Origin of the sequence: Streptomyces typhae, from assembly GCF_009755605.1 — a bacterium.
Lineage (GTDB): Bacteria > Actinomycetota > Actinomycetes > Streptomycetales > Streptomycetaceae > Streptomyces > Streptomyces typhae.
The window spans coordinates 118,754-132,732 of the sequence record NZ_WPNZ01000005.1 but is presented as its reverse complement, the minus strand read 5'-3'; the positions used below and the strand labels follow the sequence as shown (position 1 = coordinate 132,732).

The following is a 13,979-nucleotide window of genomic DNA, read 5'->3' as shown; positions in this document are numbered from 1 at the left end:
CCGTGCCTCTTCGACCGGGGTCGCACGGGCCGTGTGTCGCGTGACGATCTCGGGTACCCCGGCGGGACGGAGCAGGTCGCAGCCCGGGTGGAGGCGGCCGGGAGAGCAGGGAGTGGGCGTGAGCGAGGCGGACGGCCTTGGGGCCTATCGAGGGAAGCGGCACTTCGACCGGACGAAGGAGCCGAGTGGCGAACGTACGCAGCGGCGGGGCGCGGACGCGGCGGGCGCGGCGGACGCGGGTGGCGAGCCCGCGTTCGTGGTGCAGATCCACGACGCGAGCACCATGCACTTCGACTTCCGCCTGGAGGTCGACGGCGTGCTGAAATCCTGGTCGGTGCCCAAGGGCCCCTCCACCGACCCGCAGGACAAGCGCCTCGCGCTGCCCACCGAGGACCACCCCCTGGAGTACGAGACCTTCGAGGGCGTGATCCCCGAGGGCGAGTACGGCGGCGGGACCGTCATCGTCTGGGACCACGGCACCTACCGGCCGACCAGCCACGACAAGAAGAAGCGGCCGGTGCCGTTCGCGGAGTCCCTGGAGCACGGCCACGCCACGTTCGAACTGCACGGCGAGAAGCTGCGCGGGCAGTACGCGCTCACCCGTTTCCACGGCCGCGAGGAGAGGAGCGGCGGCTCGTCGGGGAAGCCGACGTGGCTGCTCGTGCGGACCAAGGCCGGTCCCGGCCCCTCGGGCGGCGGCACCCCCGATCCACGACGGGCCCGCTCGGCGCTCAGTGGCCGCACGCTGCGCCAGGTCGCCGAGGCTCCGGACGCCCCGACGTGGGACCCGGACGACGACGGCCGGAGCGGCACGCGGAACGGCCGGAGCAGCACGCGGAACGGCCGGAGCGGCGGGCAGCGCGGGCGGCGCGGCGAGCAGCGCGGTGAGCGCAGATGAGCGGGCTCCTCGACGCGCTGCCGCCGGAGTCGGCGAGCCGCGTCAGACAGGCCGCGCCCGGTGTCGACCTCGCGGCCTCCCCGATGCTGGCGACGCTCAGCGAGCGCCGCGACTTCCCGCAGGGCTGGATCTTCGAGCGGAAGCTGGACGGCATCCGGGTGCTCGCGGTCCGTGAGAACGGCACGGTGACGCTCAGGTCCCGCACCGGGCGGCGGCTCGACGCCACCTATCCGGAGATCGTCGACGCGCTCGCCGCGCAGGACCGCGCCGACTTCACGGTCGACGGCGAGATCGTCGCCTACGCGCACGGCCGGACGGACTTCGCGCGGCTCCAGCAGCGCATGGGCCTCACCAGGCGTGCCGACGTCGCCGCGAGCGAGGTCGCGGTGACGTACTACGTATTCGACCTGCTGCGCCTGGACGGTGCGGACGTACGGCGGCTGCCGCTGCGCACCCGCAAGTCCCTGCTGCGCCGCGCGCTCTCGTTCACGGCGCCGCTGCGGTTCAGCGCGCACCGCAACGAGGGCGGCCCCGAACTCCTCGCCGACGCGTGCCGGCGCGGCTGGGAGGGGCTGATCGCCAAGCGGGCCGAGAGCACCTACCAGGCGCGCCGCTCGGACGACTGGCTCAAGCTGAAGTGCTCCCGGGGGCAGGAGTTCGTCGTGGGCGGCTTCACCCGGCCCGCCGGTACCCGGGTGGGGCTCGGCGCGCTGCTCATCGGCTACTACGACGACGGCCGGCTGCGGTACGCGGGCAAGGTCGGCACGGGCTTCGACCGGCGCACCCTGCTCGCGCTGCGGGAACGTCTCGACGAGCTTGAGGTCGCCGACCGCCCGTTCGACGGCCGTGTCGCGGAGCGGGCCGCCCACTGGGTGCGGCCGGAGCTCGTGGCGCAGATCGCCTTCACGGAGTGGACGCGCGACGGGATGCTGCGGCACCCCCGCTATCAGGGGCTGCGGGACGACAAGGCCCCGCACGAGGTCGTCAGGGAGCGCGGGGAGCCGTGAGCGGTCCCCGGGCTCACCGAAGACCACGCCACAACTCGCCCGCGCCCGGGGCCGGACCGCCCTGTCAGGCTTCGCCCTCCCCCACCTCGAGGCGCGGCCAGTCGGCGAGGTCCCGCAGCAGTTGCCGGTCGTGCGTGGCGACGACGACGGCGGCGCTGGTGGTGCGCAGCGCCTCGGTCAGCTCGTCGACGAGGGTCGAGGACAGGTGGTTGGTCGGCTCGTCGAGCAGGACGAGGCCGGGCCGCCCGGCCAGCGCGAGCGCCAGGTCGAGACGGCGCCGCTGCCCCTGCGACATGCGCCCGACCGGGGTCCGCAGCGCCTCGGAGTCCAGCAGCCCGAGCGCGCCCAGGGGTACGGCGTCGGCGTCGTGGAGCGCCCCGCGGGCCACGAGGCGCCCCACGTGGCGGGTGTGGACCTCGCGGGCGGTGAGGTCGGGATCCTGCTCGGCGGTCTCCTGGGTCACGCGCACCACCCGTGCCCCCGCGGCCGTCCGGACATACCCCTCGGTGGGGGCGAGCGCACCGGCGAGCACCGCGAGCAGCGTGGACTTCCCGGCGCCGTTCGGTCCGGTGACGAGCAGCCGGTCGCCGCCGACGAGGGTGAGGCCGACCGGCGCGGTCAGACGACCGGCGACCGTGACGCCGTGCGCCCGCAGCTGCGGGGCGCCCGGGCGCACGCCGGGGTCGGGCCACCGCAGCGCGGGCGGCGGTTCCGGCACGTCGATCCGGTGCGCCTCCAGGGCGTCCTGCTGCCGCTTCAGGGCTTGTACGACACCCGGCGCGCGGGACTGGCGCTGGTGCTTTCCGGTGCCCTTGTCGGGCCGCCAGCCGGTGGCGAGCCGGTCCCGGGCCCTGGAGACGGCGTCCTGCAACCGCCGGTGTTCGGACTGCTGTTCCTCGTGGTCCTGCTCCCAGCGCTCGCGCTCACGACGGCGCGCGTCCTGCCAGGCGTCGTAGCCGCCGGCGTACAGGCGCGGCGCCCCGTCGCGGGTCGGGTCCAGGTCGAGGTACCGGTCCGCGACGTCGCGCAGCAGCGCCCGGTCGTGGCTGACGAGGGCGAGGCCGCCGTCGTGGGCACGCAGCCTGCGGGTGAGGAAGTCGAGACCGGCCGCGTCGAGGTGGTTGGTCGGCTCGTCCAGGAGCAGCACGTCGTGGTGCGCGCCGAGCAGGCAGGCGAGCCGGACCCGGTAGCGCCGGCCGACCGACAGGGTCGACAGCGGCCGGTCGCGGTCGGTGCAGGCGCCGAGGGCCGCGAGCGCCACGTCGACGCGGCGCTCGGCGTCCCACGCGTCGAGCCGCGTCGCGGTGTCGAGCGCGGCGGCGTACCGGTCGTCGGCTGCGGGGTCGCCCGCGGCCAGGGCGAGGGTCGCCTCGTCGAGCGCGGCGAGGGCGGCGCGGGAGGCGGCGACCGCCTCGGACGTCAGCGTGCCGACGGTCGCCCCGGCGCGCACGGACAGCTCCTGCCGGGCGAGGCCGATCGTGCCGGTCCGGTGCACGGTGCCCGCGTCGGGTGCGACGAGCCCGGCCAGGGCGTGCAGGAGGGTCGTCTTGCCGCGGCCGTTCTCCCCGACGACGGCGAGCCGCGACCGCGCGGAGACGGTGACCGAGAGGTCGTTCAGGATTCGCCTGGCCCCGCGGGTGACGGTGATGCCTTCGGCACGGACATGGGCGCTGCCGCCCGCCGCGACGGGCGGGGAGACGGCCTGGGGGGTGGTGTCGGGAGTGGTGTGAGGGGTGGTCGTGGGGTTCAACGGTGCTCCGCAGCTCGCAGTGGAGCCGGGCAGCGGGAGGGGCCGCCCGGCGGGAACCGGAACGGCGAGCGCTGATTCAGTGCTTCAGTGCTTCAGTGCTTCAAAGCTGCTGAGAAGGCGCCGCCGTCAGCGGGCGGATCGAACCTTCTGCGACCAGATGCCTCGTGCCATGTGTTCATGCTACATCCGTCCCGCGAGAGGCGTCCGAGGTTTTTCCCAGCGCACGGCTGCCCGCGGCGCAGCTCTCCCTCAGGTCGGCGAACTCCGTGTCGGTGAGCTCCCGGCGGGCGGTGCCGCGCCGGCCGGTGACGAGCCGGGTGCTCGCGTGGTCGAGCCACTGCGGTGACGGTTCGACGCCCACGAATGTGGCGAGGCGGGTCAGCTCCTTCCGGGGGTCGTCGAGGAGGTCCTCGTAGGCGAGGGTCATGCGCCGGTCGGCGGGGAGGGTGTCGAGGAACCGGGCGCCGTCGACGACGAGTTCCGACCAGAGGGTGCCGAACCGGCGCGGGGGCAGGTCGCGGTCGCGTACGAGGGCGGGGTCGAAGCGGTCGCCGAGCAGGGGTGCCAGGTCCGGGGGCAGGGAGCGCACATGTTCGTCCGTCAGGTCGTGGAAGCTGTCGACACCGGCGCGTTCCTTGATCTCGCGCAGCAGGGTGATCGTGCGGTATCCGGGGTGGCGGCTCATGGACAGCGCGCAGTCGGGGCCGTCCCGGAACAGGTGCACGAACTTCGCGTGGGGGAAGGCGGCCCGCAGTCCCGGTGCCCAGCCCGTGGAGTAGCCGGAGCGCTCCACGACGGCGGTGCGTCCGAACCGGGCGCGGAGCCAGGCGAAGAGCGCCTCGTGGTGCGCGGCGGCGGCCGCGACGGGCCGGCAGGCCACGGCGGTGCGGATCTCGTCGAGCAGGCCGTCGGGGTCGTCGGTGAGGTGCGGGAGGACCATGTGGGAGAGCGCGGGAATACCGGTGGTCTCCGGCGTGTACCGGCCGGGGCGGCGGGTGTAGAGGAACTCCGGCATCGGCAGCCCGCTGCGGACCATGCGCTCGAAGTGCGGTGCGGGCCGGAACAGCGCCTCCCAGAACTCCGCGCCCGACACCGGGTCCTGCGGGAAGGCCGCGTCGCCGACCGAGGCCATGTACTCGTTGAGGCTCAGCACGTCGGGGTGGGTGTTGAGGATGCGGGAGAGCGCGGTGGAACCGCTGCGGCCGGTACCGACGACGAAGGTCAGAGGGCTCGGGGTCAAGGTCACCTTCCAGGGCTTCGAACGCGTTGAGCTGGGCTTCTGTCCCGGATTGTTTCCGGACGCCGTGGAGGGAAATCGCCCCTGTTCCATCTGGTCATCGAAGGGCACCAACCCGCCATCCGGGGCGGAGCGGACTCGTCCGGTGTGCCGCCGCTGCCACAGTCCGGGTGCGGCGCCCCTCGGGGCCCGTGCAGGGAGTGCACGGACCGACCGACACAAGGAGTTGACCTCGTGAAGAAAGAGACCGGCATGCTGTGTACTGCCGTCGTCCTCGCATCCGTGGCCCTCGTCGGCCAGGCGAGCGCGGTGCCCGCCGATCACTCCCCCGCTGCCGCGAGGACCGCTGCCGGGGCAGCCGACTCGGGGCAGCCGGGCGTCCTGACCGACCAAGTGCGGTACGCGCCGTTCACGCTGAACCACCATGAGTCCCTCAGCTCCGACACGGCCACGCTGGTGCAGCAGTCCGACGGCAACTTAGTGATCTACGACGAGTTCAACCGGGCCAGATGGGCGGCGGACACCGTCGGCCAGGGGTGGACCACCCGCTTCCAGACGGACGGCAACCTCGTCGTCTACACCCGCAGCGGACGCCCGGTCTGGGCGTCGAACACCGATGGCTACCCGGGTGCGCGGCTGGTCGTCCAGGACGACGGCAACGTCGTGATCTATCACGGCAACCGGGCGATCTGGGCCTCCGGCACGGATCACTGACCTGAGCCGGAACGACCGTCACGGCGTTCAGCACAGTTCATCGCAGGCCGGGCCGCCTCCACCGGGCCCGGCCTGTTCGTGCGGGCCCGGCAGCGGGGCCCGGCGCTCATGCCCCGGAGCCGGAGCCGGGGCCGTTGCGGTGTCGGCTCAGGGTGCGGGCGCACCAGCCGATGACGGCGGCGTTGGCGAGGGCTCCGACGGCGACGGACACGATGAACATGGCGCTGTGCTCCGGCAGCACCAGCAGGATCAGGCTCGCGGGAGCGGTGGCGAGCACCGGGACCACTCCGGCCATGGAGGCGTCGGGCGTGTCGATGGAGCTGACGACCAGGGCCCAGACGAGCAGGCCCGCGCAGAGCGCCAGGTAGACGAGGGCGAGGGGGTGGGTCAGTACGGCGCGACGGGACCGGGGGCTCGGCATGGTGGTCGGTTCCTTGGGTGTGGTGCGCACGGGGCGGTGCCCTTTCCGGCGGTGGCGGGTGGGGGGATCGGGATCAGTCGTGGGGCTGGGGGCGGTCGGGGCCGTCGGGGCGATCCCGGGGGGGGCAATCGTGGGAGGGGAGGTCAGTCGTGGGGGCCCGGTGGGTTGGCGCGGGCCAGGCCGAGGTCGTAGGCGAGGATCGTGGCCTGGACGCGGTCGCGCAGGCCGAGCTTGCGCAGCAGGGCGTTGACGTGGGACTTGACGGTGCCGACGGTGATGTCGAGGTCGGTGGAGATCTCGGCGTTGTTCAGCCCGGCGGCGACCAGGGTGAGGACGTGCCGCTCCCGGGCGGTGAGGGCGTCGAGGGCGGCGGGGCCGGGTCTCGCGGGGTGCGGCCCGGCGGCGTAGTGGCTGATGAGGCGGCGGGTCGCGGACGGCGCGAGAATGCTGTCGCCCGCGGCGACGGTCCGGACGGCCTGGAGCAGATCGGGGGCGTGGACGTCTTTCAGAAGGAAGCCGGAGGCACCGGCCTGGAGCGCGCCGAAGACGTAGGTGTCCAGGTCGAACGTGGTCAGGACCAGGACGCGGGGCGCGTCGGGGCGGCCGGTGAGGATGCGGGTCGCGGCGATGCCGTCGAGTTCGGGCATGCGGACGTCCATGACGACGACGTCGGGGCGGTGTTCCGCGGCGAGGCGCACGGCGGCGGCTCCGTCCCCGGCCTCCGCCACGACGCTCATGTCGGGGGCGGCGTCGATCACGGCCGCGAAGGCCGTGCGGACGACGTGCTGGTCGTCGGCGACCATCACCTTCAGAGTCATCGGGGGTCCTCCTCGGCGCGGACCCCGGCGGGGTGCGTCGACGGGGTGTGCGGCAGCCGGAGTTCGACCGTGTCCGGTCGCGGCGTGGTGAGGGTGCCGCCGAGCGCGGCGGCCCGGGTGGCCAGGCGCTGCCGGGCCGGGGGCCGCGTCGCGCGGGGGACGCCGGTGGCGGTGAGGGTCAGGATGTCGTCCGTACGGTCGAGGGCGAGGGTGGCGGGCTCGTCGCCGCACGTCTCCAGGATGATCTCGGCGGCACGGTAGGTGGCCAGGTCGACTTCCGGGGACAGGGCGGCGGGGAAGCGGTCGGTGATGCGGACGTCGACCTGGCGGCCGGTGGCGCGGTACTGGTGCAGGAGCAGGTCGAGGGCCTGGAGTGTGGGCTGTGGCCGCAGGCTGTCGCCCGGCGCCCCGGGCCCGCTCCCCCCTTCGTTCCCCTCGCCGTTCCTGACGGTGTCGAGCAGGGCGCGCATGGCGGTCAGCGCGTGCCGGGCCCGCTCCGCCGTCTGCGGGAGGTGTCCTGCCTCGGCCTGCTCGACGACCTCGGCGGTGCGGGCGAGCACGGTGGTCTCCAGGCCGACGGTGATACGGCGGCGCTCGGCCCAGGCGTGCCGGACGGCTTCATGCGTCCAGGCGGTGAGGCTGTCCTCGTGCGTGGCCCTGGCCCGGTGCCTGCGACGGCCGTGCCCGGTGCCGAGCACCCAGGCCGCGGCGGTGACGAGCGCGCCGCCCGCACCGGCCGCCGCGACGGCACCCGGCGCCGGTGAGCTGCGGACGAGCAGGACGACGGCCACCGTGACGGCGTGCACGGCCGCGACCGCCGCCGGGAGTGTCCAGCACGGGACCGCCCGTACGGTCTCGTACGGTGCCGACCGTCCCGGCGGGACGAGGGGGAGGGTGGGTCCGTCCGCCACGGTGCGGGCGGCCACGGCGAACAGCGCCGCGCAGGTGGCGAGCGCGCCCAGGGCGGGCGGCAGGACCGCGGGGCCGGTGTAGGGGGCGGCGGACGTGGCCAGGGGCCACAGCACGCCCAGGGTGAGCAGCGCGGCGAGAGTGGCGCGTGGTGCCCGGCGCAGCCAGAGCAGTGTGGTCGCCTGCGCCGTGGCCAGGAGGGCGAAGAACACGCCGACGGAGATGTCTGCGCCCGCGGAGGCGGCGTGGTCGCGGATGACGACCGTGGGCAGCAGCGGTTGCAGGCACAGCCCGGCGGCGGCGACGCACTGGGCGAGGCGGTGGCCGCGGGGCGCGCTCGCCGCCGGTCCCGTGCCGGTCCGTCCGGGGAGCACGGCGTGGACACGCCAGCCACCCTCGGGGGTGGGGCCGGTGGTGAGGGTGCCGCCCGCTTCCCGGGCACGGCTGCGCAGGAGGTTCTGCCCGCGGCCGCCGCCCAGGCCGCGGGCAGGTGCCGACGCCGAAGGCGAAGGCGACACCGATGCCAATGCCGACTCCGACTCCGACTCCGATGCCGATGCCGATGCCGATGCCGATGCCGATGCCGATGCCCCAGGAGTGTCGGCGGCCACGGAGGCCACCGCGGGCGAGGGTTCGTTGGTGACGGTGATCTCGGTGTGCGTGTCGCCGTAGACGCACGTCACGGTGGTCGGGGTGCCGAAGGCGTGGCGCACGGCGTTGGTCAGCGCCTCGCGGATGATGCCGTACGCGGCGTCGGCGGTGGTGCCGTCGGGCGGGGCCTGGATGTCGCAGGTGAGCGGCTGCCCCAGGGCGCGGAACCCGGCCACGAGGTCGTCCAGGCGGTCCTGGGGTGCGGGCTGCTCCTGCGGTGAGTGCGCGGCGGGGGTCTTCACCGCGCTGAGGGCGCGGGTGACCTCGCGTCCGGTCTCCGCGGCGAACTCGGCTGCTTCGACGGCCAGTTCGGGGCGCTTCTCGCGGAGTTCGAGGGCGGCTTCCACGGTGACCACGACGGCGGTGAGGTGATGTGCGCTGATGTCGTGCAGTTCCCGCTCCATGCGGCGGCGCTCGGCCGCGGGCAGGCGGTGGCGTTCGGCCCTCGCCCGGTGCAGGCGCTGTTCGGCGGCGTGCCGGGCGGCCCTGGAGCGGCGCACGTACATGCCGGTGGCCGTGGCGGCGGCGTACAGCAGGACGGTGGCCCCGAGGGCGAGGCCGTCGCGGTCGCCGAGGCCGTGCAGGCTGAGCCCGTGCAGGGCCTGCCACGCGGCGAGCGTTCCCGTGCTCAGCAGGGCGGTGGGGGTGTCGCGCTCGGCGGCCACGGTGTGCAGGGCGAGGGCGACACCGGCGGTGCCGATGACGGCCACCGCTGGGACGGGCAGGGCCTGGGCGACCATCGCGCACGCGGCCGCGACCAGGACGAGGGCGGGGACGGGGTGCCTGCGGCGGGCGGCGAGGGCCGCGGTGGCCAGACCGTCGACCAGCGCCGCCGCGAGGAGCTCCGTCGCGGCGGGCGGGCGGCCGGCGAGGAGCGCCGTTCCCGGCCACAGCGCGGCCTGGACGGCGAGCAGCAGGACCGGCGCGTACCGGTCGTTCAGTCGATCCATGATGCACCCAGGCTAGGGGCGTGACCTGGGCACGAGCATCGGGCCTGAGGGCGAGACGGACGTCTAACCAGAGATGGAGAGGTCCGGCCGGGGTCGACTCTCCGATGGGGAGCACGGCGAACCGCCCGCGAGCACGGCGAACCGCCCGCGAGCACCGCGAACCGCCCGCGAGCACCACGAACCGCCGGTGCGCGCGACGAGGCCCGTCGGCCCGACGTGTCAGCGCCGGTCCCCGCAGAGCGCCGTCCGCACGGCCGCCTTCATGTCGTCGCTCTGCGCGTCCGAACCGCCCGGGTCGACGTTCACCATGACGGTGGCCTGCCGTCGTCCGTCGGCCGTGGTGCCCGCCGCCGTCTCGTACCCCAACATGTCGCCGGTGTGCCCCCAGTAGCGGCCGCCGCACGGGAGGGGCCTGCTCTCCAGACCGAGGCCGTAGGCCCGGCCGTCGGAGTTGCCCGTGGGGCGGGTGCGCGTCATCTCCCGCTGCTGGGCCGGGCGCAGCAGCCTGCCGCGTACGAGGGCGTCGAGGAACCGGTTCACGTCGGTGCCGCTGGAGATCATCGAACCGGCGGGGCCCGCGACCGTCGGGTTGATCGCGGTGACGTCCACGAGCGGCGCGTCCTTGCCCGTGCGCGCGTATCCGCGCGGGTGCGGCCCCGGGATCCTCGCGGAGTCGCCCGGTACGTAGGTGTCGCGCAGGCCGAGGGGTGCGATCACGCGCCGCCGGATCTCCGTGCCGTACGCGTGTCCCGTGATTTTCTCGATGACCATGCCGAGCAGCAGATAGCCGGTGTTGGAGTAGCGCCAGCCGGTGCCCGGCTCGAAGGTCGGGGGGTGGGCGAGCGCGATGTCGACGAGGTCGCGGAGGTCGTGGTGGGCCAGCGGGTCCTTCAGGACGTCCCCGGGCCTGAGGTGGTCGAGGATGTCGGGCAGGCCACTGGTGTGCTGGAGGAGCTGCCGGACGGTGATCTTCCGGCCGTCGTTGCCGTGCCCGCGGACGACACCGGGCAGATAGCGCTCCACCGGCGCGTCCAGGGCCACGCGGCCCTCCCCCACCAGCTGGAGCAGCACGGTCGCCACGAACGGCTTGGTCATGCTGCCGATCCGGAATCTGCTGCCGGGGCGCACCGGCGCCTGCGTCCGTACGTCCGCCACTCCGCCGGTGAGCACCGTGGTGGCGCGTCCGCCGCGCACTTCGAGCAGCGCTCCGGGTCCGCCGTCGACCGTCGTCAGCCGGTGCACGAGGGCACGCAACCGGGCGTGGTCGGCGCCGCGGGCGGTCTCGGCGGCGACGTCGCGGCTCGCCGGGTCGCCGCCGTGCGGCGCGGCAGCCGTGAGCCCGACGACGACGGCCAGGGTGAGCGCGCCGCCCAGCGCGCGCCGCTTGTGCTCGGTCACGTGGATGTCCCCTCGATCGTGGAGGCAGGCGCCTCCGGATGTGCGGGGTGTCGCGGGACGCGCGGGCGTCCCGGAGCGCGCGGGGTTCCCGCCGCGTGCCCCGCCCGTGCGGCCGGGCCGCGTCGCACCCGGAGGTGGACGCGGCCCGGCTGCCCCCGTGCCTCCTACGATCTCCGGCGCGCGCGGGCCGACGCGATGGGGCGGGCCTGCGGGTCCGTGGTGGGGTTAACCCCCTTCTCCCGGACCGGAGTTGCTCAGGAGCCTGCCGTCCCCTGGTACTGGTACAGCTCGGGCACCGACACCTTGATCGGCTCCTGTGTGGTGCGGGCGATCACGACGACCACCGGCTCGACGGGGTCGGGGTTCTCCTCGCGGTGCGGGACGAACGGGGGCACCAGGACGAAGTCACCGGGGTCCGCGGTGATCCGCACCTCCTGGGTGCCGTCGTGGAAGACGAACACGGGGTGCCCGCTGACCACGAAGATCCCGGCCTCGGACGCGCCGTGGTGGTGGTTGTCCGTCGCGCTCAGCGGCGGGTTCTCCACCCGGCCCATCCAGAGCCGCCGCGAGCCGACGGTGGCGCCGCTGATGGCCGCGTAGCCGTCCAGCTCGTCGGACCGTACGTGGCGCACGCGGTTGCCGAGCGGCGTCCCGCCGGGCGCGGCCGGTACGGATCCGGTGTTCTCCAGGGTGTTCATCGCATGACCTCCTGAGTCGGGTGCGAGGGCCTGACGGCCGCCGGTCACCAGGCTGCGCCGGGCACAGCAGTTTCAACAACTCAAGTTGCCGGATCAGCAATACGGGAAGTACTGGTGACCGGACGTCAGGGGCCGCCGCGCGGTCCGGTGCCGGGGCCCGGCCGACCTCCCCAGCCGGAGTCTTCGGTACGGAACCGTGCGTTGACGCTCATCCTTTTCTCCGGAATCAGGGGAGGGCACCGGGCTCGCGCACCGGGCCGTCGGGGCCGGGGTCGGCCGAGGTCGGCGTACTGGGGGCTCCCGCGCGGGCAGGAGGGCAGCGCGGCCGGACCCTGGTGGGCCGGGGGTCGGCCGGGTGAAATTGACGCTATGACATTTTCACCCGGTCATCAAGTGGCTACGATGCGCCTGTCAACCGTGTCCTTCCAGCCAGTCGCGGGAGCCCTGCCATGCCTGAACGCCGTTTCGACGGCCGGCGTCTGCGCTCGGCGCGGACCGCCGCCGGCTTCACGCAGACCGGCCTCAGCAAGGCCCTTGGCGTGTCCCGCTCCGCGGTCACCACCTGGGAGAAGGGCCGGGGCCCCGACCCCGAACGCCTCCCGGCCATCGCCGAGGTGCTCAACTGGGACCTCAACTCCCTCTTCCCGCGCGCCGGGGCGCCCGACCTGGCCGACCTCAGGTGCGACGCCGGGTTCGCGCAGTACGAGATCGAGAAGCTGGTCCGCGGCAAGGACGCCGCCCGCTGCGCCGAACGCGGCGTCCGCCGCCTCACGCCCGCCCTCGCCTCGGCGTTCGCTGACGCCTACGGAGTGAGCGAGGCGGAGCTGCGGGCCGCGGAGGACCGCTCGTTCGGCGACGGCGGCGCCCCGGGCGGTGCCGCGCCCGCCGACGAGAAGGACACGCCGATACCGACGACCCTGGCCGAGAAGATCACGTACCTCCTGGAGCAGACCTACTCGGGAGCTCAGGACCCGCCGTCGGACGCGGACATCGCCCACGGCATCAACAAGGCCGCGGGATCACCGGTGATCACCGCCGCCGGCGTCGAGGACCTGCGCACCGGCGTGGTGACGGAGGCCTCGGCCGTCATCCGGGAAGGGCTCGCCGAGACCTTCGGCGTGACCGCGTTCTTCTTCCAGCCCGACGACCTCACGATCGTGCGGACGATCGTGGAAGGGCTCCAGACCCTCAAGCTCGTGCGCAGCGGCGACATCCAGCACATCGCCACCCGGGGCATCGGACCCGAAGGCCTGCCCGCGGAACTCCTCGCCGCGGTCAACGACCTGGTGGCCAACCTCCCGGAGCTCCACCGGCCGGAGCCCGGCAAGCCGGACGGCGACACACCCGCCCGCTGACCCGCGGGCGCACTCCCTCAGGCCTCCTCCCTCAGGCCTCCTCCCTCAGACACACGCCGGTCTCAGGCACCTTCCGGCAGGGCGCGCAGCGCCAGCGAGAGGGCCACGAGGTGCTGCACCTCCGCCTCCCGGTCGTCGCCGCCGGGCGACACGGCGAGCGGCGTCCCGGGCCGCGGCTCGGCCTGCCCGCCGCCGCGCACCGCCTCCGCCGCCTGCCGCAGCCGCGCCGCCAGGTCGGCGGTCGTCAGGCACTCGGGGGCGGGCCCGCCGGACCGCAGCCGGGGGCTGATGCGGACCAGGCCGTCCCGGCACTCCACGACCCGGCGCGCGTACCGGCGGTGCACCGTCCTGCGGCCCCGGCGCGCGTCCGGCAGCACGGTGTCGGGGTAGGCGGAGGACAGCAGCCGCCACAGCGGCTCCAGTTGGCGGTAGGTGCGGCGGTGGCGGAACCAGAGGCGGCCCGCGGCGATACGGCTGCGGGCTCCCGGCCAGGTGACGCCGAGGACGAACACCGGGTAACCGACCGCCAAGAGGATGCCCGTGCCGAGGGTCAGCCACCGCGGCACGGCGACGCCCCAGATCCGTACGACGACGAATCCCGCCCGCCACCCGGTGGAGACGAAGAGGCCGGCGATGCCGCCGGTGGTGATCCAGAGCCCGGTGGCCTCCGGACCGCTCGACCTGCGGGCGTAGCGGTGGGTGCGGCGCCCGGCCACCGCGAGCGTGTGGAGCATGTACAGGCCGACGCACAGATAGAACGCGGCGACCTGCGGGACCGTCATGTCGGCATCCTCGAACGTGCTGTGCAGGACGGCGTGTCCGGGCGCCGTGAGCGCGTCGAGCGCGAGGAAGCCGAGCACGCCGAGCAGCACCGCGCCCTCGGCACGGACCCTGCGGCGCGTCGCGGGGCCGTCGTCGGCGGAGCAGAGGAAGAAGACCATCAGGCTGTACGTCATGCCGAGCGTCAGGGCGTTCAGCATGAGCTTGGCGGCGCCGGTGCCGAGGACCCCGTCCATGCTCTCCGTGGCGCCCGGCATGGCCATCGACATCGCGGCACACCCCGTGCACAGGGTCAGCCACCGCAACGGCCGGTTCTCCGGCCTGCGCCGCAGCTGATGGATTTTCCAGACGGTCGCGACGGCGAGGACGACGAAGAAGGCGGTGTAGTACATC

Annotated in this window: 12 protein-coding genes; 4 read left to right on the top strand and 8 right to left on the bottom strand. The window is 74.3% G+C overall.

Annotation, left to right across the window (positions count from 1 at the left end; genetic code table 11):
- The first annotated feature begins 118 nt into the window (after positions 1-118).
- Together GPA10_RS11110 and ligD are read left to right on the top strand one after the other, a co-directional pair.
- Positions 119-898, top strand: a complete 780-nt coding sequence (locus GPA10_RS11110) for a DNA polymerase ligase N-terminal domain-containing protein (RefSeq protein WP_343040667.1) — start codon at positions 119-121, stop codon at positions 896-898.
- Complete coding sequence (gene ligD / locus GPA10_RS11105) at positions 895-1,905, top strand: non-homologous end-joining DNA ligase (protein WP_157165353.1); 1,011 nt, start codon at positions 895-897, stop codon at positions 1,903-1,905. The genes GPA10_RS11110 and ligD overlap by 4 nt, the downstream gene beginning before the upstream one ends.
- Positions 1,906-1,969: 64 nt before the next feature.
- Here the strand turns inward: ligD and GPA10_RS11100 are convergent, their stop codons facing one another.
- Complete coding sequence (locus GPA10_RS11100; RefSeq protein WP_157165352.1) at positions 1,970-3,655, bottom strand: ABC-F family ATP-binding cassette domain-containing protein; 1,686 nt, start codon at positions 3,653-3,655, stop codon at positions 1,970-1,972.
- A gap of 175 nt (positions 3,656-3,830) precedes the next feature.
- A complete protein-coding gene (locus GPA10_RS11095) occupies positions 3,831-4,895 on the bottom strand; it encodes a sulfotransferase family protein (protein ID WP_246259013.1) in 1,065 nt (354 codons plus the stop codon).
- A 231-nt stretch (positions 4,896-5,126) separates the two neighbouring features.
- On the opposite strand from GPA10_RS11095, the gene GPA10_RS11090 reads away from it, so the two are divergent.
- Positions 5,127-5,606 carry a hypothetical protein gene (locus GPA10_RS11090; protein ID WP_157165350.1) on the top strand — a complete coding sequence of 160 codons (480 nt, stop codon included), beginning with the start codon at positions 5,127-5,129 and terminating at the stop codon, positions 5,604-5,606.
- Between the two features lie 106 nt (positions 5,607-5,712).
- Here the strand turns inward: GPA10_RS11090 and GPA10_RS11085 are convergent, their stop codons facing one another.
- From GPA10_RS11085 to GPA10_RS11065, 5 genes are all read right to left on the bottom strand, one after another.
- Positions 5,713-6,027: an SCO4225 family membrane protein gene (locus GPA10_RS11085; RefSeq protein WP_157165349.1), complete on the bottom strand. Its 315-nt coding sequence runs from the start codon at positions 6,025-6,027 to the stop codon at positions 5,713-5,715.
- Positions 6,028-6,170: 143 nt separating this feature from the next.
- Positions 6,171-6,845, bottom strand: coding sequence for a response regulator (locus tag GPA10_RS11080; protein ID WP_157165348.1), 675 nt, complete (start codon positions 6,843-6,845; stop codon positions 6,171-6,173).
- A complete protein-coding gene (locus GPA10_RS11075) occupies positions 6,842-9,355 on the bottom strand; it encodes a sensor histidine kinase (protein WP_157165347.1) in 2,514 nt (837 codons plus the stop codon). The genes GPA10_RS11080 and GPA10_RS11075 overlap by 4 nt, the downstream gene beginning before the upstream one ends.
- Before the next feature lie 219 nt (positions 9,356-9,574).
- The gene (locus GPA10_RS11070) at positions 9,575-10,753 is read right to left on the bottom strand and encodes a serine hydrolase domain-containing protein (protein ID WP_343040665.1); all 1,179 of its coding nucleotides are present in this window, start codon (positions 10,751-10,753) and stop codon (positions 9,575-9,577) included.
- A 254-nt stretch (positions 10,754-11,007) separates the two neighbouring features.
- Entirely contained in the window at positions 11,008-11,451 is a 444-nt protein-coding gene (locus GPA10_RS11065; protein WP_058846946.1) for a cupin domain-containing protein, read from the bottom strand.
- 449 nt (positions 11,452-11,900) lie between these two features.
- Between GPA10_RS11065 and GPA10_RS11060 the strand changes: the two genes are divergently transcribed.
- Positions 11,901-12,806: a helix-turn-helix transcriptional regulator gene (locus tag GPA10_RS11060; RefSeq protein ID WP_157165346.1), complete on the top strand. Its 906-nt coding sequence runs from the start codon at positions 11,901-11,903 to the stop codon at positions 12,804-12,806.
- Positions 12,807-12,868: 62 nt separating this feature from the next.
- Here GPA10_RS11060 and GPA10_RS11055 read toward each other — a convergent pair whose 3' ends face one another.
- Positions 12,869-13,978, bottom strand: coding sequence for an MAB_1171c family putative transporter (locus GPA10_RS11055; protein WP_157165345.1), 1,110 nt, complete (start codon positions 13,976-13,978; stop codon positions 12,869-12,871).
- Between the last annotated feature and the right edge of the window lies 1 nt (position 13,979).

Bases quoted from the DNA above. Each gene is read 5' to 3' on its own strand.
- ligD (WP_157165353.1), top strand. From the start codon at position 895: ATGAGCGGGCTCCTCGACGCGCTGCCGCCGGAGTCGGCGAGCCGCGTC.
- GPA10_RS11085 (WP_157165349.1), bottom strand. From the start codon at position 6,027: ATGCCGAGCCCCCGGTCCCGTCGCGCCGTACTGACCCACCCCCTCGCC.
- GPA10_RS11080 (WP_157165348.1), bottom strand. From the start codon at position 6,845: ATGACTCTGAAGGTGATGGTCGCCGACGACCAGCACGTCGTCCGCACG.
- GPA10_RS11075 (WP_157165347.1), bottom strand. From the start codon at position 9,355: ATGGATCGACTGAACGACCGGTACGCGCCGGTCCTGCTGCTCGCCGTC.
- GPA10_RS11065 (WP_058846946.1), bottom strand. From the start codon at position 11,451: ATGAACACCCTGGAGAACACCGGATCCGTACCGGCCGCGCCCGGCGGG.
- GPA10_RS11060 (WP_157165346.1), top strand. From the start codon at position 11,901: ATGCCTGAACGCCGTTTCGACGGCCGGCGTCTGCGCTCGGCGCGGACC.
- GPA10_RS11055 (WP_157165345.1), bottom strand. From the start codon at position 13,978: ATGTACTACACCGCCTTCTTCGTCGTCCTCGCCGTCGCGACCGTCTGG.